The organism is Streptomyces sp. NPDC005925 (genome assembly GCF_040638805.1).
Taxonomy (GTDB): domain Bacteria; phylum Actinomycetota; class Actinomycetes; order Streptomycetales; family Streptomycetaceae; genus Streptomyces.
Genome location: NZ_JBEXVL010000002.1, coordinates 353,206 through 370,146 on the forward strand (window position 1 = coordinate 353,206; position 16,941 = coordinate 370,146).

Annotated in this window: 9 protein-coding genes and 1 pseudogene; 6 read left to right on the top strand and 4 right to left on the bottom strand. The window is 71.6% G+C overall.

Translation table 11 applies throughout. The features are described 5' to 3' along the window. Positions 1-19: 19 nt before the first annotated feature. The 5 genes from ABZ354_RS04315 (at position 20) to pulA (ending at position 11,309) form a co-directional block, all read left to right on the top strand. The gene (locus ABZ354_RS04315; protein WP_358652767.1) at positions 20-1,024 is read left to right on the top strand and encodes a sugar ABC transporter permease; all 1,005 of its coding nucleotides are present in this window, start codon (positions 20-22) and stop codon (positions 1,022-1,024) included. Positions 1,025-1,037: 13 nt separating this feature from the next. Next, positions 1,038-1,946: an ABC transporter permease subunit gene (locus ABZ354_RS04320; RefSeq protein ID WP_358652769.1), complete on the top strand. Its 909-nt coding sequence runs from the start codon at positions 1,038-1,040 to the stop codon at positions 1,944-1,946. Positions 1,947-2,147: 201 nt separating this feature from the next. Next, positions 2,148-3,905, top strand: coding sequence for a glycoside hydrolase family 13 protein (locus tag ABZ354_RS04325; RefSeq protein WP_358652771.1), 1,758 nt, complete (start codon positions 2,148-2,150; stop codon positions 3,903-3,905). Positions 3,906-4,207: 302 nt separating this feature from the next. Next, positions 4,208-5,584, top strand: coding sequence for an alpha-amylase family protein (locus tag ABZ354_RS04330; protein ID WP_358652773.1), 1,377 nt, complete (start codon positions 4,208-4,210; stop codon positions 5,582-5,584). Positions 5,585-5,915: 331 nt separating this feature from the next. Further along, on the top strand, positions 5,916-11,309 hold the full coding sequence (gene pulA, locus ABZ354_RS04335) for a pullulanase-type alpha-1,6-glucosidase (protein ID WP_358653153.1): 5,394 nt from the start codon (positions 5,916-5,918) through the stop codon (positions 11,307-11,309). A 102-nt stretch (positions 11,310-11,411) separates the two neighbouring features. On the opposite strand, the pseudogene ABZ354_RS04340 reads toward pulA, so the two are convergent. The 3 genes and pseudogenes from ABZ354_RS04340 to ABZ354_RS04350 form a co-directional block, all read right to left on the bottom strand. Next, positions 11,412-11,657 (bottom strand): annotated as a pseudogene (locus tag ABZ354_RS04340) (TetR family transcriptional regulator); the annotation flags it as partial. A gap of 186 nt (positions 11,658-11,843) precedes the next feature. Beyond that, the gene (locus ABZ354_RS04345; protein ID WP_358652775.1) at positions 11,844-13,769 is read right to left on the bottom strand and encodes a hypothetical protein; all 1,926 of its coding nucleotides are present in this window, start codon (positions 13,767-13,769) and stop codon (positions 11,844-11,846) included. A gap of 143 nt (positions 13,770-13,912) precedes the next feature. Next, complete coding sequence (locus ABZ354_RS04350) at positions 13,913-14,434, bottom strand: tetratricopeptide repeat protein (RefSeq protein ID WP_358652777.1); 522 nt, start codon at positions 14,432-14,434, stop codon at positions 13,913-13,915. Between the two features lie 152 nt (positions 14,435-14,586). Between ABZ354_RS04350 and ABZ354_RS04355 the strand changes: the two genes are divergently transcribed. Continuing rightward, positions 14,587-15,063 carry a hypothetical protein gene (locus ABZ354_RS04355; protein ID WP_358652779.1) on the top strand — a complete coding sequence of 159 codons (477 nt, stop codon included), beginning with the start codon at positions 14,587-14,589 and terminating at the stop codon, positions 15,061-15,063. 120 nt (positions 15,064-15,183) lie between these two features. On the opposite strand, the gene ABZ354_RS04360 is transcribed toward ABZ354_RS04355, so the two are convergent. Next, positions 15,184-16,683 carry a DUF1996 domain-containing protein gene (locus ABZ354_RS04360; RefSeq protein ID WP_358652781.1) on the bottom strand — a complete coding sequence of 500 codons (1,500 nt, stop codon included), beginning with the start codon at positions 16,681-16,683 and terminating at the stop codon, positions 15,184-15,186. Between the last annotated feature and the right edge of the window lie 258 nt (positions 16,684-16,941).

Below are 16,941 nucleotides of genomic sequence, written 5' to 3' on the forward strand. Positions count from 1 at the left end.
CTTCCAGAAGGTGTCGAACATGACAGTCGCCATCGACCGCGCGACCGGCAAGCGCAGCGGTGACCGTGCGCCGCGGCCCGGGCTGGGCCGGCGCTTCAAGCACAGCTACCAGAAGTACTGGTACGCCTACGCGATGATCGCGCCGGTGGCCGTCGTGCTCGGCGTCCTCGTGCTGTATCCGCTGGCGTACGGCCTCTACCTGACGCTCACCGACGCCAACAGCCTGAACACGGCCCGCACCATCGGCGTCAACGAGATCGAGGCCACGTACAAGTTCATCGGTTTCGACAACTACGCCGACATCCTGTGGGGCCCGACGGCCTACGACCGGTTCTGGTCGCACTTCGTGTGGACGATCGTGTGGACCGCGCTCTGCGTCGCCCTGCACTACGCCATCGGCCTCGGCCTCGCCCTGCTGCTCAACCAGAAGCTGCGCGGCCGCACCCTGTACCGGCTTGTCCTGGTCCTGCCGTGGGCCGTGCCGACCTTCGTCACCGTGTTCGGCTGGCGCTTCATGCTCGCGGACGGCGGCGTCATCAACTCCGCCCTGGAGTTCCTGCACCTGCCGACGCCGCTGTGGCTGGAGGACACCTTCTGGCAGCGGTTCGCCGCGATCATGGTCAACACCTGGTGCGGTGTGCCGTTCATGATGGTCTCCCTGCTCGGCGGCCTGCAGTCCATCGACGCCACCCTCTACGAGGCCGCCGAGATGGACGGCGCGAGCGCCTGGCAGCGGTTCCGCTACGTCACCCTGCCCGGGCTCAGGTCCGTCAGCTCCACCGTCGTCCTGCTCGGCATCATCTGGACGTTCAACCAGTTCGCCGTGATCTTCCTGCTGTTCGGCAACTCCGCCCCGGACGCCCAGATCCTCGTGACCTGGGCCTACCAGCTGGGCTTCGGGCAGCAGCCGCGCGACTTCGCCCAGTCCGCCGCCTACGGCATCCTGCTGCTGGCCATCCTGATCGTCTTCACCTCCTTCTACCGCCGCTGGCTGAACCGCAATGACCAGCAGCTCGCGATCTGAGGCAGGAGTCCCCATGAGCACGACCACCCTCGAGACCCCCGCCGCGGCCGGCGACAGCGCCGTGCACCCGAAGCCGGGCAAGGTCCGCCGGCGCGGCGAGAGCAGCCTCGCCGCGACCCTGGCCTCGCACGGCGTCCTCGTCGCCGCGAGTCTCGTCGCGCTGTTCCCCATCGCCTGGCTGGTGTTCCTGTCCCTCGGCCCGGACAAGGACGACTATCTGCACCCCGGCCGCATCTGGGACAAGATGACGTTCGACAACTACGCGTTCGTCCTGCAGAACACGAGCTTCTTCGACTGGCTGAAGAGCACCCTGGTCGTGTCGCTGGGCACCACGCTGATCGGCGTCGTCATCGCCGCCACCACCGGCTACGCGGTGTCCCGCATGCGGTTCCCCGGGTACCGGAAGTTCATGTGGGTCCTGCTCGTCACCCAGATGTTCCCGGTCGCCGTCCTGATGGTGCCGATGTACCAGATCCTCTCGGAACTCCAGCTCATCGACACCTACCTCGGCCTGATCCTGGTCTACTGCTCCACCGCGGTGCCGTACTGCGCCTGGCTGCTCAAGGGCTACTTCGACACGATCCCGTTCGAGATCGACGAGGCGGGCCGGGTCGACGGACTCAGCCCGTTCGGCACCTTCCTGCGGCTGATCCTGCCGCTGGCCAAGCCGGGCCTGGCCGTCGCCGGTTTCTACAGCTTCATCACCGCGTTCGGCGAGGTCGCCTTCGCGTCGACGTTCCTGCTCGACGACACGAAGTACACCTTCGCGGTCGGCCTGCAGAGCTTCGTCAGCGAGCACGACGCGCAGCGCAACCTCATGGCGGCCACCGCCGTGCTGGTCGCCATACCCGTGTCCGCGTTCTTCTACCTCGTGCAGAAGAACCTGGTGACCGGCCTGACCGCCGGCGGCACCAAGGGCTGACGCCGGTGACCGGAACCCCGCGCGCCCGATCGCGCGGGCGGCGGCCGCGGTGCTCTGTCCGACCCCGCTGCACCGCGGCCGCCTCGTCCGTACGGCCGGCCGGCACCCCGGCCGGTACAGCCGGCCGACCCGCCCGGCCGGCACCCCGCACCCCACACCCGAAGACCCCGTCATGTTGACGCCGTTACGTTCAAGGACGCCATGAGCCAGCAGCACTCCGCAGCCCGGGCCGCCACCACCTCCACGACCCCCACGCCCAGCGCCACCGCCACCGTTTCCCGGCACCGCGACTGGTGGCGGGACGCGGTGATCTACCAGGTCTATCCGCGCAGCTTCGCCGACAGCAACGGCGACGGCATGGGCGATCTGGAAGGCGTACGCCGCCGCCTGCCGTACCTGCGCGACCTCGGCGTGGACGCCGTGTGGCTCAGCCCCTTCTACGCCTCGCCGCAGGCCGACGCCGGCTACGACGTCGCCGACTACCGGGCCGTCGACCCCATGTTCGGCACCCTCCTCGACGCCGACGCGCTGATCCGCGACGCGCACGGGCTCGGCCTGCGCATCATCGTGGACCTGGTGCCCAACCACTCGTCCGACCAGCACGAATGGTTCAAACGCGCCGTCGCCGAAGGCCCCGGCTCGCCGCTGCGCGAGCGCTACCACTTCCGCCCCGGCAAGGGCGCGGACGGCGAACTGCCGCCCAACGACTGGGAGTCCATCTTCGGCGGCCCCGCCTGGACCCGGATCACCGAACCGGACGGCACGGCCGGTGAGTGGTACCTGCACCTGTTCGCCCCCGAGCAGCCCGACTTCAACTGGGAACACCCGGCGGTCGGCGACGAGTTCCGCTCCATCCTGCGCTTCTGGCTCGACATGGGCGTCGACGGCTTCCGCATCGACGTCGCCCACGGCCTGGTCAAGGCCGAGGGACTCCCCGACCTCGGCTCCGAGGAACAGCTCAAACTGCTGGGCAACGATGTCACCCCGTTCTTCGACCAGGACGGCGTCCACGCGATCTACCGGCAGTGGCGCACGATCCTCGACGAGTACGCCGGGAGCAAAGAAGGGCCCGAAGGGTCCCCCGCGGACGGGGGGGCCCGGGAGACGGGCGGGCGGATCTTCGTCGCCGAGGCCTGGACCCCGACCGTCGAGCGCACCGCCCACTACGTGCGCCCCGACGAACTGCACCAGGCGTTCAACTTCCAGTACCTCAGCACCGCCTGGGACGCCGGGGAACTGCGCAGCGTCATCGACCGCACCCTGGAGGCGATGCGTCCCGTCGGCGCCCCCGCCACCTGGGTGCTCTCCAACCACGACGTCACCCGGCACGCCACCCGGTTCGCCAACCCGCCCGGCCTCGGCACCCAGATCCGGCTGGCCGGCGACCGCGAACTCGGCCTGCGCCGCGCCCGCGCCGCCTCGCTCCTGATGCTGGCGCTGCCCGGATCGGCGTACGTCTACCAGGGCGAGGAACTCGGTCTGCCGGACGTCGTGGACCTTCCCGACGAGGTGCGCCAGGACCCGGCGTACTTCCGCGGCGCCGGCCAGGACGGCTTCCGCGACGGCTGCCGCGTGCCGATCCCGTGGACCCGCGCCGGTTCGTCGTACGGCTTCGGCGACGGCGGGAGCTGGCTGCCGCAGCCCGAGGGCTGGGGCGGGCTGAGCGTCGAGGCGCAGACCGGCGAGGCCGGTTCGACCCTGGAGCTGTACCGGGCCGCGCTGGCCGCGCGCCGGGAGCAGCCCGACCTGGGTGCGGGCGACGCGGTGGAGTGGCTGCGGGCACCCGAGGGCGTCCTGGCCTTCCGGCGCGGTGAGTTCGTGTGCGTCGCCAACACCACGGGGGAGTCGGTGACCATGCCGACGTACGGGCGGGTGCTGCTCGCCAGTGGAGAGGTGGCCGAGGTGGACGGCGAGGCGAAGGTGCCCGCGGACACGACGGTGTGGTTCACGACGGCCTGAGGCCCGGCGCCCGCAGTCGGCGTACGGGGCCGTCGCCCTGAGAGCCGACGGCTGAGAACCGGCCGTGGAGAGGTGTGTGCCGAGGGCCTGTCGGCGCGGGCAGGTTGTCCGTGCCGACAGGCCCTCGCAGGTTTTTTCGCCGAATTCCCCACCGCCCGCTGCCCTTTCAGGCGGCGGGCGCCTAACATCTGCGTCACCGCAAGGTTTCTGGAAACTTTCAGCAAGAAACATCAGCGGTACCCAGCGTGACCAACGGCCTCCCCGGGCCGTCCCCCCAGCCTTCGACGAAGAAGGAACCCCACATGGCAGCACGCAGAATCCTTTCCGGGGCGCTTGCCCTCACGGCAGCCACATGTGTCATGGCCCCGACTGCCGCGGAGGCCTCGCCGCCCGGCACGAAGGACGTCACGGCCGTCCTCTTCGAGTGGAACTACGCGTCGGTCGCCAAGGAGTGCACCCGCGCCCTCGGCCCGGCCGGCTACGGGTACGTGCAGGTCTCGCCGCCCGCCGAGCACATACAGGGCTCGCAGTGGTGGACGTCGTACCAGCCGGTCAGCTACCGCATCGCCGGCCGGCTCGGTGACCGCGTCGCCTTCCAGAACATGGTGAACACCTGCCACGGGGCCGGTGTGAAGGTCGTCGTCGACACCGTCATCAACCACATGTCGGCGGGCAGCGGCACCGGCACCGGCGGCTCGTCGTACACCAAGTACGACTATCCCGGCCTGTACAGCTCCTTCGACTTCGACAACTGCACCGGGCAGATCACCAACTACCAGGACCGCGCCAACGTCCAGAACTGCGAACTGGTGGGTCTGGCCGACCTGGACACCGGCGAGGAGTACGTCCGCTCCGCCATCGCGAAGTACATGAACGACCTGCTCTCCCTCGGCGTCGACGGCTTCCGCGTCGACGCGGCCAAGCACATGGCGGCGGGCGACCTCGCGAACATCAAGTCGCGGCTGACCAACCCGTCGGCGTACTGGAAGCAGGAGGTCATCTACGGCGCCGGCGAGGCCGTCCAGCCGACCGAGTACACGGGCGTCGGCGACGTCCAGGAGTTCCGGTACGCGTACGACCTCAAGCGGGTCTTCACCAGCGAGAACCTCGCCTACCTGAAGAACTACGGCGAGGGCTGGGGCTACCTGAACAGCTCCCGCGCGGGTGTCTTCGTCGACAACCACGACACCGAGCGCAACGGCTCCACGCTCAGCTACAAGGACAACGCGAACTACACGCTGGCCAGCGTGTTCATGCTGGCCTGGCCGTACGGGGCGCCGGACGTCAACTCCGGGTACGAGTTCTCCGACCACGACGCCGGGCCGCCCAACGGCGGGCGCGTGGACGCGTGCTGGCAGAGCGGCTGGAAGTGCCAGCACGAGTGGCCGGAGATCAAGTCCATGGTCGGCTTCCGCAACACCACGCGGGGGCAGGCCGTGACGAACTGGTGGGACAACGGCGGCGACGCGATCGCCTTCGGCCGGGGCAGCAAGGGCTTCGTGGCCATCAACCACGAGGGCGCCTCGATGAGCCGGACGTACCAGACGTCACTGCCCGCCGGGACGTACTGCAACGTGCAGAACGGCACCCAGGTGGCGGTGAACTCCTCGGGACAGCTGACGGCGACCCTGGCGTCGAACACGGCACTGGCGGTGTACGCGGGCAAGACGACCTGCTGACCGCTGTCTGCCCGCAGCCGGAGGCGCTCCGGCTGCGGGCCATCGTGCCGCCGGGGCGGCGCGGGCGGGCGCGGGCGGGCGCGGGCGCACCCTGTCGGCGCCGGGTGTGCCCCCACGCGGCCAACTCCACCCCCCGGCCCGCCGGATAACAATCAGACCTGCAACTCCTTACCGCTCCTTTCATCCCTCTTGCTGCAACCCTTGCGTCAAGATACCGTCGCGCGAACGCCCGGCGACGAAGTCGAGATCCGGCCAACCGCCCATCCCGTCACTCGTCCCGCGGCGCAGGGGTCGGACCCGTATGAGCCGCAGTCGCAAGGAGTTCACGCCCGTGATACCGAGATGGCCGGCGCCGGGAAGGCGCCCCACCACGCAGGGCAGGAGGATCGCGGCCGTCACCGTCGCCGCGCTCGCCGCCGCTCTCGTACAGCCTCTGGCCGCCCGGGCGGACGAGCCGCCCGCTCCACCGTCCGACGCGAAGCTCGCCGCGCAGCCCGCCCGGCACGACGCCACGCGCGAGCAGTTCTACTTCGTCCTGCCGGACCGATTCGCCAACGGCGACAACGGCAACGACAAGGGCGGACTGACCGGTTCCCGCCTCGCCACCGGCTACGACCCCACCGACAAGGGCTTCTACCAGGGGGGCGACCTCAAGGGCCTCACGAAGAAGCTCGACTACATCAAGGATCTGGGCACCACCGCCATCTGGATGGCCCCCCTCTTCAAGAACCAGCCCGTGCAGGGCGAGGGCGCCGACGCCTCCGCCGGGTACCACGGCTACTGGATCACCGACTTCACCCGGGTGGACCCCCACTTCGGCACCAACAAGGACCTCGAAGTCCTCGTCGACAAGGCCCACGCCAAGGGCCTGAAGGTGTACTTCGACGTCATCACCAACCACACCGCCGACGTCGTCGACTACGAGGAGAAGTCCTCCTCGTACCTCTCCAAGGGCGCCTTCCCGTACCTCACCGAGGACGGCAGGCCCTTCGACGACGCCGACTACGCCGCCGGTGGCAGGGACTTCCCGTCCGTGGGCCGCGACTCCTTCCCCCGCACCCCGGCCGTCCCCGCCGCGAAGAAGGACATCAAGGTCCCGTCGTGGCTCAACGACCCGGCGATGTACCACAACCGCGGTGACTCCACGTACGCCGGCGAGTCCACCACCTACGGCGACTTCTCCGGGCTCGACGACCTGTGGACCGAGCGTCCCGAGGTCGTGGACGGCATGGCGAAGATCTACGAGCGCTGGGTCCGGGACTTCGGCATCGACGGCTTCCGCATCGACACGGTGAAGCACGTCAACATGGAGTTCTGGACCCAGTGGGCCACGGCCCTGGACGCGTACGCCGCCCGCCGCGGCCGGGACGACTTCTTCATGTTCGGCGAGGTCTACTCCTCGGACACCTCCGTCACCTCGCCCTACGTCACGCGGGGCCGCCTGGACGCCACCCTCGACTTCCCCTTCCAGGAAGCGGCCCGCCAGTACGCCTCCCAGGGCGGCAGCGCGAAGAAACTCGCGTCGGTCTTCGGCGACGACTACAAGTACACGACCGACAAGGCCAACGCCTACGAGCAGGTCACCTTCCTCGGCAACCACGACATGGGCCGCGTCGGGTACTTCTTGAACCAGGACAACCCCCAGGCCTCGGACGCCGAGCTGCTCGGGCGGGCGCGGCTCGCCAACGAGCTGATGTTCCTCAGCCGCGGCAACCCCGTCGTCTACTACGGCGACGAACAGGGCTTCACCGGCTCCGGCGGCGACAAGGACGCCCGCCAGCCGCTGTTCGCGTCCCGCACCGCCGACTACCTGGACGACGACCAGATCGGCACGGACCGCACCCACGCCGACGCCGCCTACGACACGGGCGCCCCGCTCTACGAGCAGATCAGCGCTCTCGCCAGGCTCCGCAAGGCCAACCCGGCCCTCACGGACGGCGTCCAGACCGAGCGGTACGCGGCCGACGGGCCCGGCGTGTACGCGTTCTCCCGCACGGACCCCACGACCCGCACCGAGTACGTCGTCGCTGTCAACAACGCCGGCGAGGCGAAGCCGGCGACTTTCGCGACCGGTTCGGCGGACACCGCCTTCCGCGGCATCCACGGCACGGACACCACCGTGACCTCGGACGCGGACAAGCAGATCGCCGTCACCGTCCCGGCCCGGTCGGCGATCGTGCTGAAGGCCGCCGCGCCGCAGCCGGAGCCGGCCACCGCGCCGTCGCTCACCCTGCGGGCCCCGGCCGCGGGCGCCACCGGCACGGTCGACGTCACCGCCGGCACCGCCGAGGGCAACCGCGTCGTCTTCGCCGCCCAGACGGGCAAGGACCGGTGGAAGATTCTCGGCTCCGCCGACCACGCCCCGTACAAGGTCACCCACACCATCGGCGGCGACGTACCGGCCGGCACCGCCCTGCGCTACAAGGCCGTCGTGATCGACCCGGCGGGCCGCACCCGCAGCGCCACCGCCGGCAGCAGTACCGGCACTCCCCCCGTCCAGGAGCCGCCCACCGCGGTCTCCCGCGACTACGCGATCGTCCACTACCGGCGCGAGGACGGGGACTACCAGGACTGGGGCCTGTACGCGTGGGGCGACCTCGCCGACGGCGAGGCCACCGACTGGCCCGACAGCCACCCCTTCACCGGCCGCGACGCCTACGGCGCCTTCGCCTACGTCAAGCTGAAGCCCGGCGCGTCGAACGTCAGTTTCCTCGTCATCGACAAGGACGGCACCAAGGACGTCTCCGCCGACCGCACGATCGACGTCACCAGGACCGGTGAGGTGTGGATCGAGCAGGGCAAGGAGACGGTACGGACCGAGCGTCCCGAGTACCCGGCGCAGGACAAGACCAAGGCCGTCCTGCACCACCACCGCGCCGACGGCGACTACGACGGCTGGGGTCTGCACACCTGGACCGGCGCCGCGAACCCCACCGAGTGGTCGAACCCGCTGAAGCCGGTGCGGACCGACGCCTTCGGCGCCGTCTACGAGGTGCCGCTCGCCGAGGGTGCCACCAGCCTCGGCTACATCATCCACAAGGGCGACGAGAAGGACCTGCCCACCGACCAGTCCCTGGATCTCGCGGCCAACGGCAACGAGGTGTGGCTGCTCGGCGGCCAGGAGAAGTACCTGCTGCCGCAGCCCGCGGGCTCGGCCGCGGCCGTCGACCCGACCACCTCCAAGGCGGTCTGGATCGACCGGGACACCGTCGCCTGGAACGGCCCCGACGGCGCCGCCTCCACCCGACTGCTGTACTCCCGAAGCGGTTCCATCAAGGCCGCGAACGGCGGCCTGACCAGCGGCGACGACACCCGCCTGCTGCGGCTGCAGACAACCTCGCTGACTGACGCCCAGAAGGCGAAGTACCCCCACCTGAAGGACTACCGGGCCTTCTCCGTCGACCCGCGCGACCGGGACCGGATCCGGGAGGCCCTGCGCGGGCAGGTCGTCGCCGCCCAGCACGCGGCGAACGGCGCGGTCCTCGCCGCGACCGGCGTGCAGATCGCCGGCGTCCTGGACGACCTGTACGACGCGACGAAGGCCGACCTCGGGCCGGTCTTCCGCAACAACCGTCCCACCCTGTCCGTGTGGGCCCCGACAGCGCAGTCCGTGGAACTGGAGATCGGCGGGTCCACCGCCGCCATGAAGCGGGACCCGGCGACCGGTGTCTGGTCGGTGACGGGCCCCGCGTCCTGGCGGAACAAGCCGTACCGGTACGCCGTGAAGGTGTGGGCGCCCAGCGTCCGCGAGGTCGTCACCAACAAGGTCACCGACCCGTACTCGGTCGCCCTCACCGCGGACTCCCAGCGGAGCCTGGCGGCCGACCTGCGCGACAAGGCACTCGCGCCGAGCGGCTGGTCCGCCCTGAAGAAGCCGAAGGCCGTACCGCTGCGGGACGCGCAGATCCAGGAGCTGCACATCCGGGACTTCTCCGTCGCGGACAGGACGGCGAAGAACCGCGGCACCTACCTCGCCTTCGCCGACCGGGACAGCGACGGCAGCAGACACCTGCGCGAACTCGCCGAGGCGGGCACCTCGTACGTGCACCTGCTGCCCGCGTTCGACATCGCCACCATCCCCGAGAAGGCGGCGGACCGGGCCACCGCCGACTGCGACCTCGCCTCCTTCCCGGCCGACTCGGACGAGCAGCAGAAATGCGTGGCGGAGACCGCCGCGAAGGACGCCTACAACTGGGGCTACGACCCGTACCACTACACGGTCCCCGAGGGGTCCTACGCCACCGACCCGGACGGCACGGAGCGCACCGTCGAGTTCCGGAAAATGGTCAAGGCGCTCAACGAGGACGGCCTGCGGGTCGTCATGGACGTCGTCTACAACCACACGGCGGCCAGTGGACAGGCGGACACCTCGGTGCTCGACCGGATCGTGCCCGGCTACTACCAGCGGCTCCTCGCCGACGGCTCGGTGGCGAACAGCACCTGCTGCGCCAACACCGCCACCGAGAACGCCATGATGGGCAAGCTCGTGGTCGACTCGATCGTCACGTGGGCCAGGGAGTACAAGGTCGACGGCTTCCGCTTCGACCTCATGGGCCACCACCCCAAGGCGAACATCCTCGCCGTGCGCAAGGCCCTCGACGCCCTGACCCCCGAGAAGGACGGCGTCGACGGCAAGAAGATCATCCTGTACGGGGAGGGGTGGAACTTCGGCGAGATCGCCGACGACGCCCGCTTCGCACAGGCCACCCAGAAGAACATGGCGGGCACGGGCATCGCCACGTTCTCCGACCGGGCCCGTGACGCGGTGCGCGGCGGCGGCCCCTTCGACGAGGACCCCGGAGTCCAGGGCTTCGCCTCCGGCCTGTACACCGACCCCAACCCGGCGGCGGACAACGGCACCGGGGCCGAGCAGAAGGCCCGTCTGCTGCACTACCAGGACCTGATCAAGGTCGGGCTGTCCGGCAGCCTCGCGCGGTACGGCTTCACCGACACCAGCGGCAAGGAGGTCAAGGGCTCCGACGTCGACTACAACGGCGCCCCGGCCGGCTACGCGGACGCCCCGGGGGACGCCCTCGCCTACGCCGACGCGCACGACAACGAGTCGCTGTTCGACGCCCTCGCCTTCAAACTGCCGAAGGACACCCCGGCCGCCGACCGGGCCCGGATGCAGGTGCTGGCGATGGCCACGGCCGCCCTCTCGCAGGGCCCGGCCCTGTCCCAGGCGGGCACCGACCTGCTGCGCTCGAAGTCCCTGGACCGCAACTCCTTCGACAGCGGCGACTGGTTCAACGCCATCCACTGGGACTGCGCCGACGGCAACGGCTTCGGCCGCGGGCTGCCCCCGGCGGCCGACAACGAGGCCAAGTGGCCGTACGCCAAGCCGCTGCTGAAGTCGGTCGCGGTCGGCTGCGAGCAGATCGAGGGGGCTTCGGCCGCCTACCGGGACCTGCTGAAGATCCGTACCTCGGAGTCCGCGTTCTCCCTCACCACCGCCGAACAGGTGCAGGCCACGCTGTCCTTCCCGCTGTCCGGCAAGGACGAGACGCCCGGCGTCATCACCATGCGACTCGGTGACCTGGTCGTCGTGTTCAACGCGACCCCCGAGGCGCAGGAGCAGCGCGTCGCGGCCCTCGCCGGGACGGCCCACCGGCTGCACCCCGTGCAGGCGTCCGGCGCGGACCCGGTGGTGCGGAAGGCGTCGTACGACGCGGACAGCGGCACGTTCCGGGTGCCGGGCAGGACGGTGGCCGTCTTCACCCGCTGACGTGAACCGCCGCGGACGCTCGGGTCCCACGGGGCCACCCACGGTCGGGTGGCCCCGTCGCCGTGGAACGGGGGTGCCCCGAAAAGGTGACGGCGGCGCCGTTCAGGACGCGAGGGCCATCAGGCGGGTCGCCAAACCGTGGAAGGGGCCGTCGGCCGGCTCGTCCTTCACGACCCGGCGCAGCAGGCCCGCCAGTTCGTCGTCGTAGGCGGCGCTGACGGCGGCAAGCGCGGCGAAGTCGTGCACGAGCTGGGTCTCCAGCTCCCCCCGCGGAACGCGCCGCCCGTCCAGCCAGATCAGCGCCGTCGACTCCACGAGTGAGATCCACGAGCGTATGACCAGTTCGAGGGCGACGCCGATCAACTGCTGCCGCCGCTCCTCGACTCCCCATCTGCGCGAACCCCGGTAGTCAGCGAACATTTTACCGATCGAAACCGGTCCTGAACGGGTCGGTTCCGACACGGACGTTCGCGAGCGCCGTGGTGCGGGGCGCGATGGGAGCGTGGCGGCCGGCTCCTCGCGGCCGCTGATCCCTCACTCGCCCAGGCCGCCGACCGTCCGGCCGTCCCGCAGCGTCCCCTTCAGGGCCGCCCGGGCGCCCTGCTCCGCGCGCACCGCGAGCACGTTGCCGCGCCCGGAACCGCTGACGGCGCCGGTCGTGCGGATCGACTCGGTGTCACGGCTGCCCGCCGCCAGCAGGTACCAGCGGTCGGCCGGAGACTTCCACAGCACGCCCGCGAGCACGTGCGGATCCTTGGCGCCGCACGCCGTCACGTTCTCCGCCTGCGCCGCCACGGTCCCGAGGGTCCCGCCCGGCGCGTGGAACTGCGCCAGCACCCGTTCGCCGCCGCCCCGCCAGGTCTCCGCGCGGGTGCACACCCAGGAGGCCCGCCCGCTCGCGTCGGGCAGCCGCTGATCGGCGTACTCCCAGGTGTTCACGCTCCGCACGCCCGCCGAGCGCACCGCGTCCAGCGAGCACGCGTACGGCGCCCAGGCCCGCAGCCCCTCGGCGCCCGCGGTGTCGGCCGCCGCACCGGGGCCGCCCGTGGTGAGCCGGGCCGGGACCAGCTCGCCGAGGTCGCTCATCACGCGCGTGCCGGTGCCGTCGCTCACCTGGAGCACCTGCCACGACGTGCACGCGCCGGGCTTCCGGGCGGCCGGGCTCGCCAGCGGCGCCGTCACACCGCCGGTGATCGCGAGGTCCCGCGCCGGGGCGTCCGGCTTCGCGAGGTCCCGGACGGACGCCCGCTTCACCCAGGGCGCCGTCAGATAGCGGACGTTGACGTCGGCGCGCTCCAGCACCACCGCGCTCGCCTCCGCCGGACCGGCGCCGTCGACCCGCGCGAAGTCGAGCGCGGCGCCCGCCGTACCGTCCTTCGGCTCCGCGTACCGGGCGATGCGCAGGCCGTCGTAGAGGATCACCACCCGCGCCGTGCCGACGTTCCCCGCGTACAGCAGCTGGGGCGGGCCCGACGGGCCACCGGACGGGGTGCCGGGCGTCGCCGTCACCTGCACCGTCTCGCCGGGACGCGCCCACACGGCGAGGGCGCGGCGCAGCAGGGCCCGGTCGCCGACGAGTGCGCCCCGCGCGGGCCACACGGAGAAGTCGCTGCGCGCGGAGGTCTGCCACGCGGCGGGCGCGACCCGGGTCAGCCTCCCCGGGTCGAGTGCCGCCTCGGCCCCCGGATTGCGCGCGTACGGCGGTGCCGCCGCGCCGTCCGGGCCCCAGGCGTCGCCGGGCATGCCGAGCAGCGCGCCGCACACCAGCAACGCGGCTCCCGCGGCGAGCGCCGCCTTCATGTGCTGCCTGCGCCGTATCAGGTCGGTGGGCCGCGCCTGGAGCGAGCAGGCGTCGAACTCGGGGGAGTCCAGCAGCGCGTACCGCTCCGGCACCTCACCGGCCGCGCGCAGCGCCCCGGCCACGTCGGCGACACCCGCCTCGGCCAGCACCACGCGCACGTCGCCCTCGGGCAGCTTCTCCAGGCCGCGCAGCACGTACGCGGCGCGTGCCGGGCCGGACAGCGCGGCCAGCTGCCGGTCCAGGGCGAGTTCGTCGGCGCCGCCCGAGCGCGGGAACAGCTTGAGTCCCCACGTCTGCGGCAGCACCGGCGGCAGCTGGGAACGCCGGGGCAGCACCCTGGCGCGCAACGGCAGGTCCGCCTCCAGCGCCGTACGCAGCACCCGCAGCCTGACCAGGGTGTAGCCGGGGTCGGCGTTCCGGCCCGCCGACTGCGCCGGGATCAGGGGCAGGGGTGTCCGGCCGCGCGGCAGGGCGCGCTGGGTGAGGGCATGCGCGGTCAGGACGCGCCTGCTGCGGCCGAGGCGGGGCGGCAGCACCAGATAGGCGAGCCGGACCAGCCGGGGATAGTGCTCGACGAGCGCGGCCTCGGCCTGTTCGACGTCCACGACCGGGTCGGCGAGCGAGGGGGAGGGGTGCGGGGCGACATCCTGTGACTGCACGTTCAGCAGAACGAGCGAATCGTTGGATGGTCACCTCACACACGGGCGTTGTTGTGCGGGCCGGTGCCCTCGGGGCGGTCGGCCGCCGGGGTCGTGCGCCGGGGGCGAACGGCGGGGGCATGCGCAGGGGGCATGCGGAAGGGTCAGGCGGTGGGGCCGTCCTCCGGGGCGGTCAGCTGCCGGGCGTAGTGCGCCATCGACCGCTGGTAGCGCGGCAGATGGGGGGCGAGGGCGCCCAGGACGAGCGACAGGCCCTCGCGGTCGCGGCCGAGGCTCGACAGGCACAGCGCGAGCGTGGCGCGGACCGCGTCGTCCAGCTCGTCCGACGGGGCGGCCAGTTCGGGTGTGAGGAGCTCGACGCCCTCCCGGGCGCGGCCGGTGTTCCGCAGCGAACTGGACAGCTGGATCTTCGTCCGGCGTGCCTTGTACGGGCTCACCTCGCCGAGGCCGCGCGCCAGCGCCTCCCGGTAGAGCGGTACGGCCTTGTCGGAGTGGCCCGTCGAGTCCCAGGCGCAGGCCTGCTCGAACGGGCCGAGCGGGCTGTCCGCGGGCAGTTCGGCCACGAACGTGTCGATCAGCGCGCGGAACTCGGCCGCCCCGTCCTCGCCGTAGCCGTCGAGGGACGCCCAGGCGGCGCTCACACGGTCTTCCCAGTCCTGGTTCACCGGCCCACCCTCGCACGGCGGTACGGGCCGCGGCACCCGGATTTGAGCACGGCGCGGTCCGCGCCCGTATCCAGCACCGGGCCCCGGGCGGGGCCGGCCGCGGCATGCCGCCGCGCCGTGCCGTACCGCCGCGACCGACCGGAGGGAACAGGATGAGGACGACCCGACCGATGCTCGCGCTGAACGGGGCAGTGGTGGCGATGGCACTGGCCCTGACGGGCTGCGGAGCCGACGGGCACGGCAGCGGGCACGGGGGCGGGCACGGGGGCGGGTCCGTGCCGGCCCGTGCGGCGACCGGCAGCCTGGAGCAGCTGGCCGCCACGGCGAAGTGCCGGCCGGACCTGCAGACCGACGCGGACGAGATCCGCCAGGCCGTCTGCGGGACCGGCGAGGACAGGTACGTTCTCGCCACCTTCGCCACCGACCGCGGCCGGCGCGAATGGATCAACACGGCCAAGGACTACGGCGGCCACTACCTCGTCGGCCGCAAGTGGGTCGCCGTCGGCCACGCGGACGTGGTGCGCTCGCTGCGCGGGCGGCTGGGCGGCACGCTGGAGGAGGGCGCCTCGCACGGGGGCCACGACGGCCACGAGGACGCCGGCACCGGCGGTCCGGGCTCGCACCCCTGAACACGCCCGGCCCGTCGGGCGTGCTGGACACACGCCGGGCAGGCACGGGAGCCGGCGGCGGGACGTCCCTCCCGCCGCCGGCTCCTCGCGCGGCCCTCCGCCGGCCCGCCCCCTACCGGGTCACCGGCAGTCCTCACCGCTGTTGACGCAGTCGACGACCCGGTTCATCAGGTCCTCGTCCATGACGTTGATGAAGTCGTCGTGGTCGGTGATCGGCTTGTGCAGCTGCTCGGGGAAACCGTCGACCGCGAACGGGTTCCGCACCTGCCCGTCCTCGACGGTGGGCCGCGGCACGTCGTAGACCAGGTTCATCGTCAGCCGCGGGATGGCCCGGAAGCCCTCCGGGCAGGCGCCGGTGGCCGGGTCGGCGAACGCGACGTGGTCACGGTGGTTGGCGCTGTCGGTGTTCCGGCCGTCCCAGCAGCTCTGGAAGTCGAACATCCGGACCACCTCCGACCCGTCCGGGCACAACGGGTACTTGTCCGCGAGGACCCGGTCCTCGAAACCGGTGCAGGACCAGCCGGCGTTGGCGTTCGCGTCGCCGTTGGTGAACGCCTTCGCGTCACCGGTGATGATGCGCAGCAGTTTCGGCATCGCGACGACCTGGCTCCGCGGGTTCCCGACGAAGACGATCTCGGCCCTCTCCGCCTGCAGAATCGTGCCGACATTGCCCTCGGCGCCCCCGCCCTGCTCATCCGCGTCGAATTCCCGGCCGCCGTCCTGAAGCCGCAGCACCGGCCAGTAGTACGTGGACCTGTCGCCCTGGTTCTGGCAGCTGGTGTCGGCGTTCGCGAGGTCCTCGTCGCTGGAGAACGCGTCGTTGTCCTGGTTGCCGACATAGTCGTGCGTGTGGTGCGCGCCGTTGTCGACGCCGGGCGCCGCGATCAGGTTGTCGCTGTTGAACAGGTCGTTCTCGTTCACACCGCACGCGGTCGTGAACGAGCCCGTCGAGGCCTGTTCGCCCCGTTGCGGCTGCCGCACGTCGGGTTCGACGGTCGTGATGTCGACGAAGTCCTCGGCGACCGGGCCCGCGGCGCCGTTGCCGTTGTCGCCCTGCCGGCCGCCGCCTCCCTGCTCCCGGCCGCCGTCCTGGCCGTCGGGGTTCTGGTCCGGGCCGTCCCCGGCGCCGTCCTCGTCGGTCTCGGGCTGCTCGGCCGGGACACCCCGGCACCCGGCGAACCGGTCCAGGCCGGACGGCTCGCTGCCGCCCGCCCGCCGGATCGCGATGCCGATCCGGTCGATGGTGGCGTCACGCCGGGACGTCAGCGGGCCGAGGATGACGTTCTGCACGTAGGCCGGATCGCTCTCCTGCGCGTCGCGCGTCGACGCGAGACGGGTGTACGCCTCCGTGATCTGCTCGTCCAGGTTCGCCAGCTCCCTGTCGACACCGGAGCGGGCGCCCCTCGGCAGGCGACTGAGCCGCTGGCCGACGTCCGGGCAGTCGATCGTGGCGATCCGCGCCCCCGCCGACCCGGTCCTGCCGTCCCGGCTGCCGGACTCGTGCGCCGAGGCGTGGAAATTCGCCCAGATCAGCCCGCCCCCACCGAGCGCCAGTGCCGCCGATGCGGCAACAACCCTGGTGATCAGCGGCGTACGGCGTTTTCGCGTAATGCTTCCCATGGAACTCCTCTGACTTCCTTGCGGGGCAGCGGGGCGCCCGACGGGAGTGAAGCGGCGCCCTCCCGTACGGAGTCGGACCCAGAGGCGTTCAGCCGGTCCGGCGATTACCGGGAATCGGCGGCGTGATCGATGCGGGAAGGGCCGGGTGAACAGCGGCCGCCGTGAACTCCCGGGAAATGCCGGGGATGCGGCGGTATCCGTGTCCGCGTCGCCCCGGCAGCCCCCGGCGACCGGCATCCCCCGCCGGCGCCGGTCGCC

What these genes read in the sequence shown, in the direction of transcription:
- ABZ354_RS04320 (WP_358652769.1), top strand. Translation starts at nt 1,038, where the DNA reads ATGAGCACGACCACCCTCGAGACCCCCGCCGCGGCCGGCGACAGCGCC.
- ABZ354_RS04330 (WP_358652773.1), top strand. Translation starts at nt 4,208, where the DNA reads ATGGCAGCACGCAGAATCCTTTCCGGGGCGCTTGCCCTCACGGCAGCC.
- ABZ354_RS04315 (WP_358652767.1), top strand. Translation starts at nt 20, where the DNA reads ATGACAGTCGCCATCGACCGCGCGACCGGCAAGCGCAGCGGTGACCGT.
- ABZ354_RS04355 (WP_358652779.1), top strand. Translation starts at nt 14,587, where the DNA reads ATGAGGACGACCCGACCGATGCTCGCGCTGAACGGGGCAGTGGTGGCG.
- ABZ354_RS04325 (WP_358652771.1), top strand. Translation starts at nt 2,148, where the DNA reads ATGAGCCAGCAGCACTCCGCAGCCCGGGCCGCCACCACCTCCACGACC.
- ABZ354_RS04360 (WP_358652781.1), bottom strand. Translation starts at nt 16,683, where the DNA reads ATGGGAAGCATTACGCGAAAACGCCGTACGCCGCTGATCACCAGGGTT.